The sequence below is a fragment of the Caballeronia arvi genome (assembly GCF_001544695.2).
Lineage (GTDB): Bacteria > Pseudomonadota > Gammaproteobacteria > Burkholderiales > Burkholderiaceae > Caballeronia > Caballeronia arvi.
Map to the genome: position 1 here is coordinate 334733 of NZ_FCOM02000003.1, position 16810 is coordinate 351542.

Consider the following 16810-nt stretch of genomic DNA (forward strand, 5'->3'; position numbering starts at 1 on the left):
GCGGCATGAACGGGGCGCCGCTCAAAATGCGGCTTCACTCGGGATGACGAATCGCGCGAAAGAATTTTTACCGCGCTCTTTTAATGCGCTGGGCGCGCTAAAGATTTGCCGCGCCGAAACGTCTCTATGTAGAGGCGCGAATAGCGCCGCCCTCCTTACTTCAGCGATGCCTTGCCAATGACTGCCATCAACGAGCCTTTAAGTTCTTCCGCGACGCAAAAGCCCGCTGCGCGCCTGATCCTCGCGCTGCTCAAGCGCTCGCGCGGCGCATTCGGGGTCGCGCTCGTCGCATGCGTGCTGAACGGCGTCGCGAGCGTGATGCTCGTCGCGACGCTCAATCGCGCGCTTTCAACGTCGACATCCGCCGATGGCGCGCTCGCATGGCGCTTCGCGTTGTGCGCGGTCGTCGCGTTGATCACGCGCGTGATCTCGGGCGTGCTGTTCGCGCGGCTCTCGCAGGACACGATGGCGCAGTTGCGCGAGCACGTTGCGCGGCGCGTGGCGGCGGCCGAGTTGCGCGATGTCGAGCGCATCGGCGCGGCGCCCGTGCAGTCTGTTTTGACCGACGACGCCACAAACGTATCGATGCTCTTCTTCGCGCTGCCGAACATCGTCATGCACGGATCGATCGTGTTCGGCTGCCTCGGCTATCTCGCGTGGCTGTCGTGGCCGGTGTGTCTGCTCGCGCTCGCGGCGATCGTCACGGGCTCGCTCGGCTATCACCTCGGCGACAAGCGCGCGATTGCGTCGCTCGAAGCCGCGGGGCAGTCGCAGGACAAGCTGTTCGGCTATCTCGGCGCGCTGTTCGCGGGCGCGAAGGAACTGAAGCTGCATCGCGCGCGCTCGCAGCAGTTCGTCGAAGGGCAACTGGGCGCGGCGATCGGCGAAGTGCGCGATCATCGGCGGCGCGCTTTCAGTGCGTATGCGGTCGGTGTCGGCTGGATCATCTTTCTGTTCTATGGCTTTCTCGGCGCGGCGGCGTTCTGGCCATCGCTCGGCGTGCGTGCCGATGCAGCCGCGACCGCGGGCTATGTTGTCGTGTTTCTCTTCATGCTCGTGCCGCTCGATGGCCTGCTCAACAACATTCCGACGCTGAACGCGGCGCGTGTATCGCTCGGGCGCATCGAGAACGTGATGGCGGAATTCGGCAGCGTGCGCGTGCATGCGTCGCGCGGATCATCGACGAACGATGCAGCCTTCGAAACGCTCGCGATGCGCGGCGTCACGCATTCGTATTTTCATGAGCGCGATGAGCGCATGTTCCGCATCGGTCCCGTCGATCTGACGTTCAGGCCGGGCGAGCTGGTGTTCATCGTCGGCGGGAATGGCAGCGGCAAGACCACGCTCGCGAAAGTGCTCACGGGGCTTTACGAGCCGGAGTCGGGCGTGATCGAAGTCGATGGCAAGCCTGTGGAAGAGCACGCGCGCGCGGCGTATCGCGAGCGCTTCACGGCGGTGTTCAACGACTTCCATCTGTTCGATGCGTTGCTCGGCATCGTCGATCCGAACGATGAATCGCGCGCGGCGGCGGATGCGCGCGCGAATGCGCTCGTCGCAAAGCTCGCGCTGGATCACAAGGTCAAGGTGATCGATGGCGCGTTCTCGACTCGTTCGCTTTCTACCGGGCAGCGCAAGCGGCTTGCGCTCGTGGTCGCGTATCTGGAGGACAGGCCGCTTTATCTCTTCGATGAATGGGCCGCGGATCAAGACCCGGCGTTCAAGGCGGTGTTTTATGAGCAGTTGCTGCCGGAGTTGCGGGCGCGGGGGAAGACGGTGATCGTCGTTACGCACGATGACCGGTATTTTTCGATCGCGGATCGGGTGCTGAAGCTCGAGAACGGGATGGTGGTGAATGAGACGCGTGGCGGTGGGGTGAGGGCTGCGGCGGTGGAGGCGGGACGGGGGAATGGGACGGTGGGGTAATGTATCCCAAAATTTTTCCTTGGTAGAGTGCGAAGCGCCTTGCTGTGGCGAGCGAGGCAACGCTTCAATATCTCAATCGATAAGGAAAACAAAATGGCTAGCAAGACCTCCCATCAGCCTTCTTTCGCGTTCGTGTCCGCATCGTGGGGCGCATTGCTCATCGGATTCTGCGCCTATCTCGTGGGTCTCTGGAACGCCGGCATGCAGCTCAACGAAAAGGGCTACTACTTCACCGTGCTCGCCTATGGCCTCTATGCGGCGGTCTCGCTGCAGAAGAGCGTCCGCGATCGTGTGGAAGGCATTCCGGTGACAACGATCTATTTCGGCCTGAGCTGGATTTCGATCTTGCTCGCCATCCTGCTTCTGACAGTCGGCCTGATGAACGCGACGCTCGCGCTCAGCGAGAAAGGCTTCTACGCGATGTCATTCGCATTGGCGCTCTTCGGCGCGATCGCGGTCCAGAAGAATACGCGCGACGTTCAGGTCGCGCCGCGTCGCTTCGAGGAAATCGACGCCAACTAAACCCAGTCGCTATTGCGGAGCAGTTCGCGGCAACCCCAACAACTTCTCCGTAATCACATCCCCCAGCTTCAACGCCGACATCGGCCCGCCGAATCCCCAGATATTCGGCTCGACCAAGGTCACGCGCTTTTCCCTCTTCGCGGGTACGAAGCGCCAGACGGGCGAATCCAGCGTCGCATCGACGGACGTCGCCGCATTCGATGTCGTCACGAACAGCACCGCCATATCCTGCCGCTTCAAAAAATCCGCCGAGGTCAGATACACCGTTCCCTCGCGCGTCGGCTTTTCCGGCCACAGCTTCACGCCGAGCGCGCGCGCCACGCCCGCCGCCGTGCTGTTGCCCGTATAAGCCCAGTAGCGATCGGGCAAGCCGAGGTCCTGCAGAAGCGCGAAGCGCGTGCCCGACAAACCGGCTTCTTTCAATCGCGCGGCATCGCGGGCGAGGCCCGCATCGAGTTTCGCGTCGGCGTCGCGCGCCTGCTGCTCACGCCCCGTCATGCAGGCGATCGTATGAAAGATGCTGCGCGTCCAGTCGAGCTGCGTGCGCGCGCCATCGCCGTTGCCGTGTTCGACGTCGGGGCTGAACTGAAACAGCACCGTCGGCGCAATGCGATCGAGCGCCGCGAAGATCGGCGCATGCCGATAGCCCACGCCGATGATCAGATCTGGCCGCGTCGATGCAATCGCCTCCAGGCTCGGCTCCTGACGCGTGCCGACAGTCGGCACGCCCTTGAAGCGCGCGCTGTCGTAGCCAATCCAGCCGTCGTAGTACTCGGGATCGACCACGCCGACAGGCGTCAGATCGAGCGCGGCAACATCTTCCGCGAACATGAACTCCAGCACGACGATGCGCTTCGGTTGCGCCGGCATCGTCTTGCTGAACTGCGAGACGGTCGGATTGCCGGCGAGCGGCGCGCAGGCGTTGTCATCGCTCGCGAACGCATTGCCGCCCGCCAGCGCGATGCACAGGCACGCGGCAAGCGCTATCGCCCGACGGCGTCCTGCAACGCGAGCTCGTCGTCGCGCATCGTCAAAAGCAGCGGGCAGCTTGCGCACAGTTGCGTCTCTCCGGGAATCTCATAGCGCACGCAGCACACGCGGCGCGCGCGAAACGGGTTGGGTAAGAGCGGCGAACGCGGCGTCGCATCGCGCAGCGGCGTGCGCAGCGGATTCGCATCGCCGGAACGGAAGAGCCAAGCGGCGTCGATATCGGCATCGTCGAAAATCGACGGGCAATTGGCGAGCAGGTAGTCGAGCAGATTGCCCGCGTTGCTCCACAGCACGCGCGGCGCGATCTTCGCCATGCCGGCCATCATGCCGATGACGCTATCCAGATGCGCGACGAGGCTCGCGTAGCGGCGCGCGGGATCGGCATCGACGGCTTGCAGAGCATCGGCATCGAAGTGAAGCGCGGCTGGCATGCCCTGCTTCAACACGACGAAAGTACGTTCCGCCGACATATCCAGCGGACGCCCGAGCAAGCGCGCCGCCGCGACGCCCGCAGGCGCCGCGAGACCGAAGTAGTACTTGCTCCACTGCGAGAGCAACGCGCGCGCGTGAAGCTCGGCGTCGCCGCCGTAGAGCGCGGTCATCGCGGCGAGCATCGCGTCCCGGTGATCGGAAAGCGATGTCAAAGGAATGCGCGCCGCGTCATCGTCCGGCGTGCCGAGCCACACGTTTTGCAGATACGGCGCCAACTCAAGCGGCGCGAACTCGGCGAAGCTGCGCGCTTGCGGACTCATCGCGCGCGGCCTCGTCCCTTGTCGCGGCGCGTTTCGATGACGAGCAGCGCAAGCATGTACGGCGCACCGATCAGCGCCGTCAGCACGCCCGCCGGAATCTCGCGCGGCGCGAGCAAGGTGCGCGCGGCGAGATCGGCGGCGGCGAGCACCAGCGCGCCCAGCAAAGCCGCAAGCCAGAGCCTCGTGCCGTGCGTACGCGCGCCGAGCATCGACGCGAGATGCGGCGCCATCAAACCGATGAAGCCGACCGGCCCCACCGCCGCCACCGCCGCGCACGCGGCCAGGGTCGCCACGGTCAGCACGAGCGGTCGCAACAGCGCGATCGGCAGACCGAGTGCGGACGCCTGCTCATCACCGAGCGCGAGCAGATCCAACGGCCGCGCGAGCAGCGCCAGTACCGGCAGCGCGAGCACGCACCACGGCAGAATCGTCGCGACTTCGCCCCAGCTCCGCCCATACGTGCCGCCGACGAGCCACACCACGAAGCGCGCCGGCTGCACGCTTTGCTGCGTGATGAGCCATTGCGCGAGCGTCGTGCACAGCGTGCCGATGACGATGCCCGTCAACGCCACCGCGAGCGGCGCGTACTGATGCCGTCGATTGAACAGCAAGGTCATGACGAGCGTCGCGCCACCGCCGACGAGCGCTGCCGCCGCAAGAAAAAGATGACCGGCGAGCGGCCAGATCATGAGCGCAGCGAGCGTCGCGAATCCCGCGCCTTGTGTGACGCCGAGCACTTCCGGGCCCGCGAGCGGATTGCGCACGACGCTTTGCATCAGCACGCCGCTCGCCGCCAGCATCGCGCCCGCGAGCAGCGCGCACAGCAGACGCGGCACGCGCAGTTCGAGCAGCATGCGGGCGATGTCGTCGCGATGCGTGAGCGCATCGATCCAGCGCGCGGGGCCGAGCATCGTCGGACCGATGGATGCGCCGAGCACGAGCACCGCGCATCCGGTCGCGAGCAAAAGCGCCGCGAGCATCGGCCACGGCAACGCAGACAACGCGCGCACCGCACGCATGCCGCGCTTCACGGATTCACGCGTTTGCCCCGCGTGCAATGCGCCGGACCAGGCCGCGCCGCTGCGGATCATCGCGAGCATCAGCGGCGTGCCGACGAACGCGATCGCCACGCCCGTCGACAAGGTCGAATCGAGATCGAGCGCGAGCACGGCGCTGTCGGTGGCGAGCACGAGCGCGCCGCCCGCGAGCGCCGAGAGCGGCACGAGCGCGGCCAGCTTCGACGCCTTCGCGCCGCGCATATGCCGCAGCAGATTCGGCGCGATGAGCCCGACATACGACAGCGGCCCGGCGATCGCCACCGCGACGCTCGCGAAGCCGACCGCGACGGTCATCGCGAAAAGACGCGTCGCATCGACGTTCACGCCGGCGGAAGCGGCGGCATCGTCGCCGAGTGCGAGCGGATCGAGCGGACGCATCACGAACGGCAACGCCACGAGCGGCAACGCGAGCCAGCCGAGCGCGGTCATCAACCCCGACGCGCCCGGCTGATACAGGCTGCCGCTCGCCCACAGCGACGCCCCGACGACCGTCTGCTCGAAAAACGCCAGCAGCAGCGTCGTGATCGCGGAAAAGAGCAGCATGCACACGATGCCGAGCAGATCGGGCGCGGCGAGCGGATTGCGCGTCAACGCCTGAAAGAGCGCGCCCGCGATCGCGAGACAGCCGCCCGCGACGAGCGCCGCCAGCACGCGCGGCGCGTTCAGATCGAAGAGGAAGACGTGCGCGAGCTGCGCGGCATCGCTGCCCGATGGCGCATCGAGCCACGCGCGCACATCGGGGCCGAGACGCAGCGCGGCCAACACGACGATCAACGCGATCAATGCGACCGCGATCACGCCGACGCGATCCGGCGCCGTCACGCGATGATGCGAAACGAGCGTCGTCATGTCCGGCCACGCCCCGCAATTAGTTCGAAGAGGAAGGACACGCGCTCCCAAAAGGAAGCCGCGCGGCGCAGGCGGCGTCGGGTGGCAAGCGTCGTCATGCGGCTCTCGTCGCTTCCTGGACGCCTTCATAGGCGGGCACGCACATCGGCGCGCCGGTCTGCGGATGCGCAACGCGCAGCATGCGCACGCCGAAGGTCTCCTGCAAATGGCGCGGATCGATCATCGCCTCGGGCGTCCCTTGCGCGACGATGCGTCCCGCGCGCATCAGCACGATCTCGTCGGAGAACGCCGCCGCCTGATTCAGGTCGTGCAGCACCCACACGATCGTGAGCCCGCGCTCGCGGTTCAAGCGCCGCAACTCGTGCAGGATGTCGAGCTGATGATGGATGTCGAGATAGGTCGTCGGTTCGTCGAGCAGGACGATGGGCGCTTCCTGCGCGAGCGCCATCGCGATCCACGCGCGCTGACGCTCACCGCCCGAGAGCGCGGCGACATCGCGCGCGGCGTCGTCGACGAGACCGCTCGCGGCAAGTGCCGCATCGATGGCAGCATGATCCGCGCGTGAAAGGCCGCGCATCCAGCCGCCGTGCGCATAGCGGCCGTATGCGACGAGCTCGCGCACCGTCAGACCCGCGGGAATCTGGTTGAACTGCGCGAGCATCGTGAGCGTGCGGGCGAGCGCGCGGCGGCGCATCGATACGAGCGGCTTGCCGTTCACCTGCACGTCGCCCGCGCGCGCGGGCTGCAAGCCGGCGAGCGCGCGCAACAGCGTGCTCTTGCCGCAGCCGTTCGGCCCGCATAACGCGGTGATGCGTCCGGCTGCGATATCGATGTCGAGATTTTCCAGAACGGTGTCGTCGCGATACGCCACCGTCAATGAACGCGCGCGAAGCGCCGTGCGCAATGTCATCGCGCCTCGCGGTAGCTCTGCGCCATCGCGACGACGACCTTGCGCGGACCGTCGAACGGATCGCGCGCGTGCGCGGTCAGCATGTTGTCGAGCATCAGCACGTCGCCGGTGAGCCACGGAAACGTGATGCGCTGCGCATCGAGCACCGCGCGGATCTCGGCGAGCGCATCGGCTTCGAGCGGTGCGCCGTCGCCGTAAAAGACATTGCGCGGCACGTGGTCGATGCCGACCGCATCGATGAGCGCGTCCTGCATGTCCTCGTCGAGCGTCGACAGGTGGAAGAGATTCGCCTGGTTGAACCACACCCTGTCGCCCGTGCGCGGATGACGCGCGACCGCCTGACAGCGTTCTTCGGTGCGCAGCAGCAGTTCGCCGTCTTCGCTGTCGCGCCATGCGCAAGCGATGCCGCGCGCCGCGCAGATGCGCTCCACCTCGCGCGGGTCGTCCGTGCCGAATGCGTTTTGCCACGGCAGATCGAGTCCCTGGCCGAAATTGCGCACGTACAGCAACTCGCGCTTCGCGAAACGTTCGACGAGCGCCGGATCGAGCGCGCGATACACCGCGCGGCTGTCGGCGATCGGCGTCGCGCCGCCCGAGCGCGCCGCGAGCGCGCAGTGAAACCAGATGCGCATCGGCCATTCGCGCGTGTACGACTGCTCGTTGTGCAGCGGGATCGAGCGATGCGGCGGATATTCCGTCGACGTGTACACCGCGCCTTCGACCTGGCTGCGCGGCGTCGATGCGAATTCGTAGCCGATCAGCGGATCGCCGAACGACGCGGCGAAGCGCTGGAACGCCTCGATCGAGTCGACGCGAAAGCCGGTGAAGCGCACGCCGCCCGCGCGTTCGAGCGATCCGGCGACGATCGTGTGTAGGAGCGGCGCGGCGTCGGCGAGCGTGATGTCGGCGCCCGCGCGCGGCGAGACGACGACCGGCAAGCCCGGCTCGATGCGCAGATCGGCAAGTTCGGGCGCGGCTGCGGTGACGGATGGTTCGGTCATGCGATGTCCCCTGAAAGCGCGTGAATCAGTTCAGGCGCGATTTCGCCTGCGCGCTCAGCGCATCCATGTGACGGCGCAGGCTCGCGGGACGCATGTCGGTCCACGTGTTTTCGATATACGCGAGGCAATCCGCTTTCGCGCCGCGCATGCCGGCTTCGCGCCAGCCTGCCGGCACTTCGCGGAAAGTCGGCCAGATGGAGTACTGCTCTTCGTCGTTGACGACGACCGTGTAGACGAGATCGTCCGCTGCGTGGTTCTGCTGTTGCGTCATGGTGATATCTCTCTCTCAGATGGGCCTATATCCGGTAGACGTGCGGGCGGCGCGCTTTTTTACCGCCGACGCGCGCGCCCGCCGACGAACGCGGGGCATTCGGCATTGCGCTCGCACGCGTCGAGGCAATCGGCGCAATGCTGCTGCGCGTCGCGCACCATGAAGTGAACCAGCGTCTGTGAAACGTTTAACGCGCGCGCCGTGCTTTGCAGCGTCTCCTCGCGCAAACGCACCATTTCGAACGCAGTGCGGCTGCGGTCGGGCAACTGCGCGAGTGCATCGCAGACGCGGCGCAACGTGTCGCGTGCCTGCACGCGCGCCTCGGGCGTGAGTTCCTGCGAGGGCACGTCGAGACCGTCTTCCTCGTCCGCGCGATAGATGTTCTCGAGGCTTTGGCGTCTGCACGCATCGATCGACGCATTGCGCACCATGCGCGCGATGTAGCCCATCGGCTGACGCACCGCATCCTGCTGCGGCAGGTCGATGAGATTCACGAACACGTCGTGCACCACGTCCTCGGCGCGGCTCGCGCAACCGACGACGCCGCGCGCCATGTTCACCAGCATCTGCCGGTTGGCGATGGCGAGATCGAGCAAAGTCGGTTCGGGCGGCGCTTTCGGCGCGACATCGGCGACGGGCCGGTGCTGTTCCCAGTAAGCGTCGAGAGACAGATTCGAAGGCAACGGCGAGGTCGAAGGTCGTTTCGACGATGCCGGCTGAATGCGCATGTAAGCCATAAATCCTGCTCCACTTTCGTTGGAGTCGGAAAGTTAGCGTAAACGCGAATCATTCTCAACGTAGGCCCTACATGTTAGTGGGTTGTAAGATTTCGGGCGTTTCGGCGGTTTGCTTGGCTGGAAGCGGGAGCGCGGGAAGCGGACAAAATGTCAAGAACATCCGTCGGATGAATATTTTTATCGCGTATCGATGCCGATGGGACGCTTCAGGGCGAACGCTAAAGTTCGGACGCGCTCGACCGTTATCCGAACTGTGGCCCGGCTTTTTCCGCGAGGGTTTCAGCCATCGCCGGGCCGCCGCTCAAAGCCGATATGGACCATCAAACTGAGGTGTTCACCCTGCCGCGCGGACGTGCGGCCATGTGGTTGCTGCACGCGGGAGCCGATATTCCCCGCGCGATCCGCGTCGCCCTCGTCGGAAGCCTGTTCGGGACGCTGCCGATCTTCGCGGGCGGCGTGCTCAACACGGTCGCCGTCGCGTGGGTGCTGGATCGCCGGCATCCGACGACGGCCTTCCACATCTGGCTCGCGCTCGAAATGGCCGTGTGCCTGGCGCGGCTGATTGTCCTCGTCGTGGCGCGCCGCCGCGCACGCGAGCGCAAGTCCACTCTGACGGATGCCTACGTGCTGCTCGCGCCGCTGTGGGGCGCGACGGTCGGCTATGGCGCGCTGGTCTCCGTTCTGTCCGGCGACTGGATCGCGTCGACGCTCTCGTTCCTTTCGGCGGCCGCGATGGTCGGCGGCATCTGCTTCCGCAATTTCGGCGCGCCGCGTCTCGTCGCGGTGATGATCTTTCTGTCGCTCGGGCCGTGCTGTCTCGGCGCGATACTCGCGGGCGAGCCGACGCTGTGGCTTTCGCTGCTGCAAATCCCCTTTTATCTCTTCGCGATGAGCGCCGCCGCGTGGCGTCTGAACGGCATGCTCGTCTCAACGATGAAAGCCGAGCAGGAAAACGACCGCCGCGCGCGTCACGACGAGCTGACCGGCCTGCTCAATCGCGCTGGACTGTTTCAGGCCGTGCGTTCGCGTGCACCGGCGCACGGCGCGCTGCTGTATCTCGATCTCGACGGCTTCAAGGCCGTCAACGATGCCCACGGCCACGAAGTCGGCGACACGCTGCTCGCGCTGGTCGCGCGGCGCTTGCGGCATTTGTCGGGCGAAGGCTCGCTGGTCGCGCGGCTCGGCGGCGACGAGTTCGTGGTCGTCACGCCGCCGCACGCCGACCCGCTCGTGCTCGCGGATCTGATCGTGCGCGAGCTCGCGAAGCCCTTTCACACCGATGGCGCCGCGCCGCTCGAAATCGGCGTGAGCATCGGCATTGCGCTCTTCGGCCATCATCACGACGAGCTCGACGGCGTCCTGCGCGATGCCGACAACGCGCTCTACGAAGCGAAACGCGCGGGCAAGAGCCGCTGGGTCTCCGCGGGCGAGCGCGAAGCGGTCGGGCTCGTCGCCTGAAACGCCTTGGGCTTCAACCGGCGAGTTCGGCGCTCAGGCTTTCGGCTTCCTTCGCGAAACGCCGGCGTTCCTCGCCGTGCAGACGATCGTCGCCGGGCAGATCGACGGTGAGCGGGTCCATCGCGACGTCGTCGACGTGCACTTCGTAGTGCAGATGCGGCCCCGTGGCCCAGCCGGTTTCACCGACATAGCCGATCACCTGCCCGCGCTTCACCGTGCCACCGTTGCGGATACCTTTCGCGAAGCGCGACAGATGCGCGTACACGGTCGAATATGGCGGCGGATTCTCCAGCATGACGACCTTGCCGTAGCCCGTCTGCCTGCCGACGAACGTCACCCTGCCCTGCGCCGTCGCGTGCACGGGCGTGCCGCTGGGCGCGGCCAGATCGACGCCGTCGTGACTCTGCCAGCGATGCGTGACCGGATCGAGCCGGTTCGACGAGAAGTCCGACGATACCCGCGTGAACGCAATGGGATAACGCGAGAACGCGGGTTTTGTGCTTTGGCCGTCCTTCGCGTAGTAACGCGCTTCGCCCTTCGGATCGCGATACAGAAACACGTCATGCGATGACGAACCGGTCGTGAGGCGCACCGCGAGCGGCTCGCTAAGCGGCCGGTCGTAGATCACGCTCAGCGTGTCGCCTTGGCGCAGATCGCGCCGCAGATCGACGTTGCCTTCGAATGCTTCCGTGAGCGTCGCGATCGTGGTCGTATCCATGCCGAGACTTTGCGCGGCATCCGAGAACGTCTGATCGACGGTGGCGCTTTCGGTGACGCGCACGGGCGCGGGCGGTCCGACCAACTCTCCCGGCGTCGGAACTGCGCGTTGTCGAAGCGAAACGGCGGGCGCGTCATCCTTGGCGAGCGATGGCGCATGCGGACGATGAACCGCGTTGCAGAGGACGACGGTACATATCGAACCGATCGCGCAAGTGAAAAGCAGTCTGCCTGCCTTGCCGGGCGAGGCGGTTGGAGAAGAAAAAGGCATCAGCGGAAAGGCGGAGCGAACGGCGCGCGGTTTGGGCGCGTGGCTCGTGAATCGGAAGGCGCGGCGTTCGGGCCGCGAGCGGCGGGAGAGCGCGCGTTACTCGATCTGGCGTGAAAACGGGCGAATCGTCGGGGAAATCGACGTGTAAGTGCGCGCGAACATGAAATGCAATGGGGAGCCGAGGGTCGCGTCGAGACTATGAGACGATTCTTAAGTGAAACTTAAGCCGGCCCTTTTTACTTTTTTATACGATGTTTGCTGTAATTGTATGCTGATAGCGGACGAAGAAGTTGTTCACGCTTCCCCGCTATGTGGGAACCGACTCGATCACAATCTTTGACGCTCCCTCTCGTCGACGCGATGTAATCTGTGGGCTCCGATTTATCAGGAGGACTGATCGTTGAAGTGGTGGCACTCTTATAATGCGATCGCAGTACCGATTCAGTGGGGCGAGCAGTGTTTCCTGGTATCGGCACAGGAATTTGCGTTGAACCGCTTTGCCTCGTGGGGCTTCGATGATGACGAGAACGAGGAGGAGAAAAGGCGGATCGCGACGGATTGCGCTCATTTTCTTGCGCTCTATCAGTCACGCATCGACCTGCGCGGCATTGGCCCGAGTCGCGAGCTTCAGACGATCCAGAACTTTTTCCGCGACCATGTGCGAGGTATGGCCTTTCGCGGGCTGACGGACAACCAAGGCGTTACCGCGGCACTCAAGGAAGCCGTCAGGCGTGAGCTGGTAGTTCCGCATATCGAGCGAAACTGGGTCGGCATCGGGCGCGTGCTCGAACCTCATTACGCTCCACAATACTGGCCCCGCTCGGCGAGCAGTGCTTCGTGGGGAGGCGACAGTCGGGCAACGAAAGCCGACACTGGTCGTTTCACAGGCCCATTCGCTGCCGCGATGCACGCATCGGACATCGTCATGAATGCTGGGCTCAGAAGAGGCGGCAGTGTATTTGGCGGTGGCGGCGCGGGATTTGACTGGCTCGAAGCAGTCGAGACTGCGGCGGGCGTAGCGCTCGGTAGTAAAGCGGCGGCCGAGGACGACGACAGCGGCCCGATGAAAAGCTTTACGGACTCGACGACGCCGGTCGGTGACGCTGAGCCATTCGAGTATGCTGAAGGCTCACCATTGAGCGACGTGTTCGATATTGCAGCCAGAGGCGTAAGCGAGGCCCAAGAAGCGGACTGCTTCTTCCTCTACGAACAAGACCTTGAACTGTGCGAGTTTGCGCGAGCGACGTATCAAGATATGCGCACTTACGCACTATGCAAACAGCGAGCGTTCCAAAATTATCAGACGTGTCGAGGATTCTAATGACGAAGAAGCCACTGCGCGCGACCATCGTTTTTTACGACGAGGATTCACAGCAGGTAAAGCTGATCTCTGTTTTCCGGCGTGAAGTTCAGGCGGTCATCGACAAGGAGGTCGCGCGTTCCGGCGGGATGACCATTCCGCCAAGTGCCGAAGACCGCGGCGCGGAGCCGCTGACAGATGAGGATGCTCGCAAATTGGGCTGCATCACTCTTTTGATGCAAGCGGGCGTTCATCCGGAGTTGCGCGAGCGCCTTCGCCTGACTCTCGCCGAGCCGATCAACTGGAACAAGCCGCCAAAACCTGCGGAGTAAAAATAACGCGACGGACCCAGTAGCGGGCGGGAATGCCTAAGTCCTATGCGGCAATGACCGGTGAAGCCTACCCATATGTTGCGTGCAAGGCGAAGGCATTCGTCGATTACAACCGTGCAGGGGCTACTGATGAGTCGTAGGAAATCTTTCGTTATCTCTTTCGATGAGGCGTCGCAAGCTCTGATCGTCGGCACTGTGTCCAACTCGGAAATCGAGAAGCAACTTTCGGCAGCGCTGACCGTCTCGTGGCCACTGGATAGCCTGCATCGTCATTTGACTGACGACACCGCACGCCGACTCGGGGTGACAGCATTGTCGGTGCTTGCGTTGTATAACCCCGAACTGCGGCCTTTGCTGAAGGTGACTCCGCTGCCGATGCCACACATTCCTGCCAGCGACAATGACGATGACGAAGCGGGCAATTGATTCGAACGGCCGAGCGCCATCCAGTGCCTGGTGGTAAAGCGCCAGCCGAGGGACAGTGACGACGGCCTGATGAAAAATCTACGGGCCCGACGCCGCTCGGTGACACTGATCCATTAAAGAGAGCGCATTCTCTAACTACTCACGTGCCGCGGGTACTAAATGTCCAAACAACGGCGGGCGAAGATCGTCTTCTATATCGATTGACGCGCTGCGCCGATTACGTGCTCAAGGCACTGGCGGTTCGAGGATCACCGCTCCTCCACGTCGAGCGTCTTTGCATGCCGCAAGAAAAAAATTCATGAGCGCAGAACCTGGCTCTCACGACGCAGAATTCGTCGGCATAACCTACGCGCACGACAACGCTACGGCACAACTTCACCTTCTTCACGCTGGCGTGGAGCAGTCGATTCTGATCCTGTCCGGAATCCGGCATCTCCGATTGAACGACTTCGGATTGCAGAACGTCGTGTCGCGGATATTGGTCTCAACCAAGCACGCATTCTCGGTTGAAGAGATTCGAGAGTACGTGCAGTGGGCGCGCAGCCAACATGACTTCCGGTCGATCCTTGACGGCGCGCAGCTTCAAGACTTGGTCCCAGCCATTGCGACAAGGAAAGCTATCTTGTTGGTCGTTGAGCCATCGGTTGGAGCGGAACTGCTCTGTCTATGCGCTGGCGTTCAGCACCAAACGTAAATATGAGCAGAAACGTCGCGGAGGCTGCGTATGAGGCGCAGAAAATCTCTTGTTACCTACTCAATACGATCACCGCTTCCCCACCTCCAACCTCTTCGCATACCCCGTCAGCTCCAGATACCCACGCCCGCGCCCGTCCCCATCGAGCGTCACGGCGCCTTCCCAATACAGCGCGCCGGTGGACTCCCGCGAGTCGAGCTCCTGATCGTCGATGAGCGGACTCAACCGCCAGCGCATCCCGCCGACGCGTAAATTCATCGCCACCGGATAGACCGTGTTCGTGCGCGGCGAGCGCCACTGCCGCTCGGGCGTGAACTCGACATCGCCCGGGCCGAATTGCTTCGTCGCGCCATCGGGACTGCGCAGCGCCGCGTGCGCCCAGACCGCGTGTCCGTCGCGGGCGCGGACCTTGAACGCCATCAGCGCGGAGCCGTCGTCGAAATTCGCGCCGAGCCAGTCCCAGCCGGCGGCGTCAGCTGAAAGCGGTGTGCTCGACCATTCGTGATCGAGCCACGCGCGGCCCGTCACATCGACACGCTGGTTCGTCGATGGCCGCGTTACGCTGCCCGTCACCTTCAGTTGCGGCTCGCTGTAATACCAGCTCGCCTGCTCCGGCAGCGGACCCTTGCGCGAATACCCACCCTCGCCCTGGATCATCGGCGGCTGCGTCGGCATGAAGGTCAGATGGAGCGCGAAGCCGGCCGCATCGGCGATCACCGAATAGCTGCCGTCCGATGCGCGCGTCATGCGCCACGCGTCGAGCTTCACGTCGGTGTTGCCGGCTTTCGCGTACGCAAGCCCGAAGCCCTGCCGCGCGACGTTCTGATCGTGCACGAGCCGCCCATGCGCGGGATCGGACAGCGCCGCATGCGCGATGATCAACTGCGACGGATCGAACGCGCTCGCGCCGGATTTCTTGCCCGTGTTCGAACGAAAGAACGTGATCTGAAACCCGAGCGGCTGATGATCCGGCGTGTCGAGCCAGCCCGTCGCGTACCACCATTCCGTGCGATACGCCGGATGCGCGCCGCTGTCCTGCGGCCACGAAATCGCCTGTCCGGGGACGACGGGCGCGAACGCGGGTTCATCGGCGAGCGCAAACGTCGACGAGAGCAGCAACATCAGAACCAACGCCCGCATCACCAGTCCTCCCGCACGGCGCGCACCGCATCGACGGACACGGCGCGCCGTCCCGCCAGCACCGCCGTCGCGCACGACGACACGAGCATCACGCACGCGATTGCCCCGATCATCGTCCACGGAACGTGTAGCGACATGCTCCAGTGAAACGACTGCGGATTCACGACGAACACGAGAATCAGGCTGATCGCGAAGCCGAGCGCGCAGCCCATCGCGATGCCGAGCAGCGTGAGCCATCCGGCTTCCGACGCGAGCAGCGCGAGAATCTGCGCGCGCGTCACGCCGACGTGCCGCAGCATGCCGAATTCGCGCGAGCGCGCGAGCGTCTGCATCGAGAACGTCGCGCCGACGCCGAACAGGCCGATCACGATCGCCACCGCTTCGAGCAGATACGTCACCGCGAAGCTGCGATCGAAAATGGTCAGCGTGCGCGCGCGGATTTCGCCCGGCTCCGAGAATTCGAGCGCATCGCCGAAAGGCAGCCTTTTGATCGCGCCGATGACCTGCGCCGCGCCCGATCCCGCGCGCAATGTGATCGCGATATCGGTGGCGGCGGTATCGCCGGTCAGCCGCCGGTAATCGCCGATTCGCATCTGCAACGCGCCCGTCTGCCGCACGTAATCGCGCCAGATGCCCGCGACGACGAAGCGCTCTCCCGTCCCGCCGATGGGCAGCGTCACGCGCTCGCCGACGCGATAGCCATACAGATCGGCCATCGCCTCCGACGCCCACACAGGCGTCTCGCCTTCGCGCCACGACAATGGCGGCAACACGTCGCCGGTCATTTGCAGCTTCGCGCCGGGATCGGCGGCATCAAGCTCGCGGGCGATCAGCGCGACGGGCGGCTTCGCGGCATCGAGCGTCAGTTTCGACGTGCGCGAAAACGCTGCATGCGCGACGCCGTTCGCGCCCGCAATCATCATCTGCTGATCGGGACGCAGCCCACCCGTGTCGCCGCTCGACGCCATGCGCACATAAAGATCCGCCGACAGCAGATGCGCGAGCCAGTCTTCCACCGACACGCGAAAGCTCGTGACCATGATCGCCATCGCGACGATCAGCGTGAAGCTCGACAGCACGCCGCCCATCGCGATCGATGCCTGCCCCGGCGCATTCGCGAGACGCGCGAGCGCGAGCGTCACGACGGCGCCGCGCGGTTTCGCCGTGCGCCGGAACACGATCGCGGTGACGCGCGGCATCAGCGCAATGCCGCCGACGAGCAGCAAACCGACGGCCACATAGCCGGCGATGGGCGCATCGAAAACGGGCGGCGCCTGCGTCAGCGCGGCGCCTGCCGCGAGGCACGCGAGCGCGGGCCACGGCTTGCCGAGCGGCGCGAGCGCGGCCTCCTCGCTGCCGGCTTTCAGCGCGGGCGCGGGCCGGGCGCGCGCCGCTTCGAGCGCGGGAACGAGCGTGCCCGCGAGCGCGACGCCGATGCCGAGCGCGAGAAAAATCGCGC

Annotated in this window: 18 protein-coding genes; 8 read left to right on the forward strand and 10 right to left on the reverse strand. The window is 64.8% G+C overall.

From position 1 onward, the window contains the following. The first annotated feature begins 177 nt into the window (after positions 1-177). Both AWB74_RS06190 and yiaA read left to right on the forward strand, forming a co-directional pair. Entirely contained in the window at positions 178-1923 is a 1746-nt protein-coding gene (locus tag AWB74_RS06190; RefSeq protein ID WP_061145874.1) for a cyclic peptide export ABC transporter, read from the forward strand. Between the two features lie 93 nt (positions 1924-2016). After that, the gene (yiaA, locus tag AWB74_RS06195; protein ID WP_061145875.1) at positions 2017-2445 is read left to right on the forward strand and encodes an inner membrane protein YiaA; all 429 of its coding nucleotides are present in this window, start codon (positions 2017-2019) and stop codon (positions 2443-2445) included. Positions 2446-2454: 9 nt separating this feature from the next. Here the strand turns inward: yiaA and AWB74_RS06200 are convergent, their stop codons facing one another. The 7 genes from AWB74_RS06200 to AWB74_RS06230 form a co-directional block, all read right to left on the reverse strand. Next, positions 2455-3501: an ABC transporter substrate-binding protein gene (locus AWB74_RS06200; RefSeq protein WP_235024495.1), complete on the reverse strand. Its 1047-nt coding sequence runs from the start codon at positions 3499-3501 to the stop codon at positions 2455-2457. Next, on the reverse strand, positions 3429-4187 hold the full coding sequence (fhuF, locus tag AWB74_RS06205; protein ID WP_061145876.1) for a siderophore-iron reductase FhuF: 759 nt from the start codon (positions 4185-4187) through the stop codon (positions 3429-3431). The genes AWB74_RS06200 and fhuF overlap by 73 nt, the downstream gene beginning before the upstream one ends. Beyond that, positions 4184-6094, reverse strand: coding sequence for a Fe(3+)-hydroxamate ABC transporter permease FhuB (gene fhuB / locus AWB74_RS06210; protein WP_061145877.1), 1911 nt, complete (start codon positions 6092-6094; stop codon positions 4184-4186). The genes fhuF and fhuB overlap by 4 nt, the downstream gene beginning before the upstream one ends. 94 nt (positions 6095-6188) lie before the next feature. After that, entirely contained in the window at positions 6189-7004 is an 816-nt protein-coding gene (locus AWB74_RS06215; protein WP_061145878.1) for an ABC transporter ATP-binding protein, read from the reverse strand. After that, positions 7001-8005, reverse strand: coding sequence for a TauD/TfdA family dioxygenase (locus tag AWB74_RS06220; RefSeq protein ID WP_061145879.1), 1005 nt, complete (start codon positions 8003-8005; stop codon positions 7001-7003). The genes AWB74_RS06215 and AWB74_RS06220 overlap by 4 nt, the downstream gene beginning before the upstream one ends. 25 nt (positions 8006-8030) lie before the next feature. Further along, positions 8031-8276: an MbtH family protein gene (locus AWB74_RS06225; protein WP_061145880.1), complete on the reverse strand. Its 246-nt coding sequence runs from the start codon at positions 8274-8276 to the stop codon at positions 8031-8033. A 59-nt stretch (positions 8277-8335) separates the two neighbouring features. Continuing rightward, entirely contained in the window at positions 8336-9013 is a 678-nt protein-coding gene (locus tag AWB74_RS06230; RefSeq protein WP_061145881.1) for an RNA polymerase factor sigma-70, read from the reverse strand. 312 nt (positions 9014-9325) lie between these two features. Here AWB74_RS06230 and AWB74_RS06235 point away from each other — a divergent pair, with 312 nt between their 5' ends. Continuing rightward, on the forward strand, positions 9326-10471 hold the full coding sequence (locus tag AWB74_RS06235; protein ID WP_061145882.1) for a GGDEF domain-containing protein: 1146 nt from the start codon (positions 9326-9328) through the stop codon (positions 10469-10471). A 13-nt stretch (positions 10472-10484) separates the two neighbouring features. Here the strand turns inward: AWB74_RS06235 and AWB74_RS06240 are convergent, their stop codons facing one another. Further along, positions 10485-11252, reverse strand: a complete 768-nt coding sequence (locus tag AWB74_RS06240) for a peptidoglycan DD-metalloendopeptidase family protein (protein ID WP_235024496.1) — start codon at positions 11250-11252, stop codon at positions 10485-10487. Positions 11253-11403: 151 nt separating this feature from the next. On the opposite strand from AWB74_RS06240, the gene AWB74_RS46855 reads away from it, so the two are divergent. The 5 genes from AWB74_RS46855 to AWB74_RS06260 all read left to right on the forward strand — a co-directional run bounded on the left by AWB74_RS46855 (position 11404) and on the right by AWB74_RS06260 (position 14211). Then, positions 11404-11607, forward strand: a complete 204-nt coding sequence (locus AWB74_RS46855; RefSeq protein WP_200821935.1) for a hypothetical protein — start codon at positions 11404-11406, stop codon at positions 11605-11607. A 252-nt stretch (positions 11608-11859) separates the two neighbouring features. After that, a complete protein-coding gene (locus AWB74_RS06245) occupies positions 11860-12780 on the forward strand; it encodes a hypothetical protein (RefSeq protein WP_061145883.1) in 921 nt (306 codons plus the stop codon). Further along, a complete protein-coding gene (locus AWB74_RS06250) occupies positions 12780-13091 on the forward strand; it encodes a hypothetical protein (protein WP_061145884.1) in 312 nt (103 codons plus the stop codon). The genes AWB74_RS06245 and AWB74_RS06250 overlap by 1 nt, the downstream gene beginning before the upstream one ends. Positions 13092-13220: 129 nt before the next feature. Next, on the forward strand, positions 13221-13517 hold the full coding sequence (locus AWB74_RS06255) for a hypothetical protein (protein ID WP_061145885.1): 297 nt from the start codon (positions 13221-13223) through the stop codon (positions 13515-13517). 298 nt (positions 13518-13815) lie between these two features. Continuing rightward, entirely contained in the window at positions 13816-14211 is a 396-nt protein-coding gene (locus AWB74_RS06260; protein WP_061145886.1) for a hypothetical protein, read from the forward strand. Positions 14212-14280: 69 nt separating this feature from the next. Here AWB74_RS06260 and AWB74_RS06265 read toward each other — a convergent pair whose 3' ends face one another. Both AWB74_RS06265 and AWB74_RS06270 read right to left on the reverse strand, forming a co-directional pair. Then, positions 14281-15351: a lipocalin-like domain-containing protein gene (locus AWB74_RS06265; protein WP_061145887.1), complete on the reverse strand. Its 1071-nt coding sequence runs from the start codon at positions 15349-15351 to the stop codon at positions 14281-14283. Continuing rightward, a partial coding sequence (locus AWB74_RS06270) for an ABC transporter permease (RefSeq protein WP_143749149.1) occupies positions 15351-16810 on the reverse strand: 1460 nt, incomplete at its 5' end. The genes AWB74_RS06270 and AWB74_RS06265, both read right to left, overlap by 1 nt.

Excerpts from the sequence above, each read along its gene's own strand:
- AWB74_RS06190 (WP_061145874.1), top strand. The coding sequence starts at position 178 with ATGACTGCCATCAACGAGCCTTTAAGTTCTTCCGCGACGCAAAAGCCC.
- yiaA (WP_061145875.1), top strand. The coding sequence starts at position 2,017 with ATGGCTAGCAAGACCTCCCATCAGCCTTCTTTCGCGTTCGTGTCCGCA.
- fhuF (WP_061145876.1), bottom strand. The coding sequence starts at position 4,187 with ATGAGTCCGCAAGCGCGCAGCTTCGCCGAGTTCGCGCCGCTTGAGTTG.
- fhuB (WP_061145877.1), bottom strand. The coding sequence starts at position 6,094 with ATGACGACGCTCGTTTCGCATCATCGCGTGACGGCGCCGGATCGCGTC.
- AWB74_RS06215 (WP_061145878.1), bottom strand. The coding sequence starts at position 7,004 with ATGACATTGCGCACGGCGCTTCGCGCGCGTTCATTGACGGTGGCGTAT.
- AWB74_RS06220 (WP_061145879.1), bottom strand. The coding sequence starts at position 8,005 with ATGACCGAACCATCCGTCACCGCAGCCGCGCCCGAACTTGCCGATCTG.
- AWB74_RS06225 (WP_061145880.1), bottom strand. The coding sequence starts at position 8,276 with ATGACGCAACAGCAGAACCACGCAGCGGACGATCTCGTCTACACGGTC.
- AWB74_RS06230 (WP_061145881.1), bottom strand. The coding sequence starts at position 9,013 with ATGGCTTACATGCGCATTCAGCCGGCATCGTCGAAACGACCTTCGACC.
- AWB74_RS06235 (WP_061145882.1), top strand. The coding sequence starts at position 9,326 with ATGGACCATCAAACTGAGGTGTTCACCCTGCCGCGCGGACGTGCGGCC.
- AWB74_RS06250 (WP_061145884.1), top strand. The coding sequence starts at position 12,780 with ATGACGAAGAAGCCACTGCGCGCGACCATCGTTTTTTACGACGAGGAT.
- AWB74_RS06255 (WP_061145885.1), top strand. The coding sequence starts at position 13,221 with ATGAGTCGTAGGAAATCTTTCGTTATCTCTTTCGATGAGGCGTCGCAA.
- AWB74_RS06260 (WP_061145886.1), top strand. The coding sequence starts at position 13,816 with ATGAGCGCAGAACCTGGCTCTCACGACGCAGAATTCGTCGGCATAACC.
- AWB74_RS06265 (WP_061145887.1), bottom strand. The coding sequence starts at position 15,351 with ATGCGGGCGTTGGTTCTGATGTTGCTGCTCTCGTCGACGTTTGCGCTC.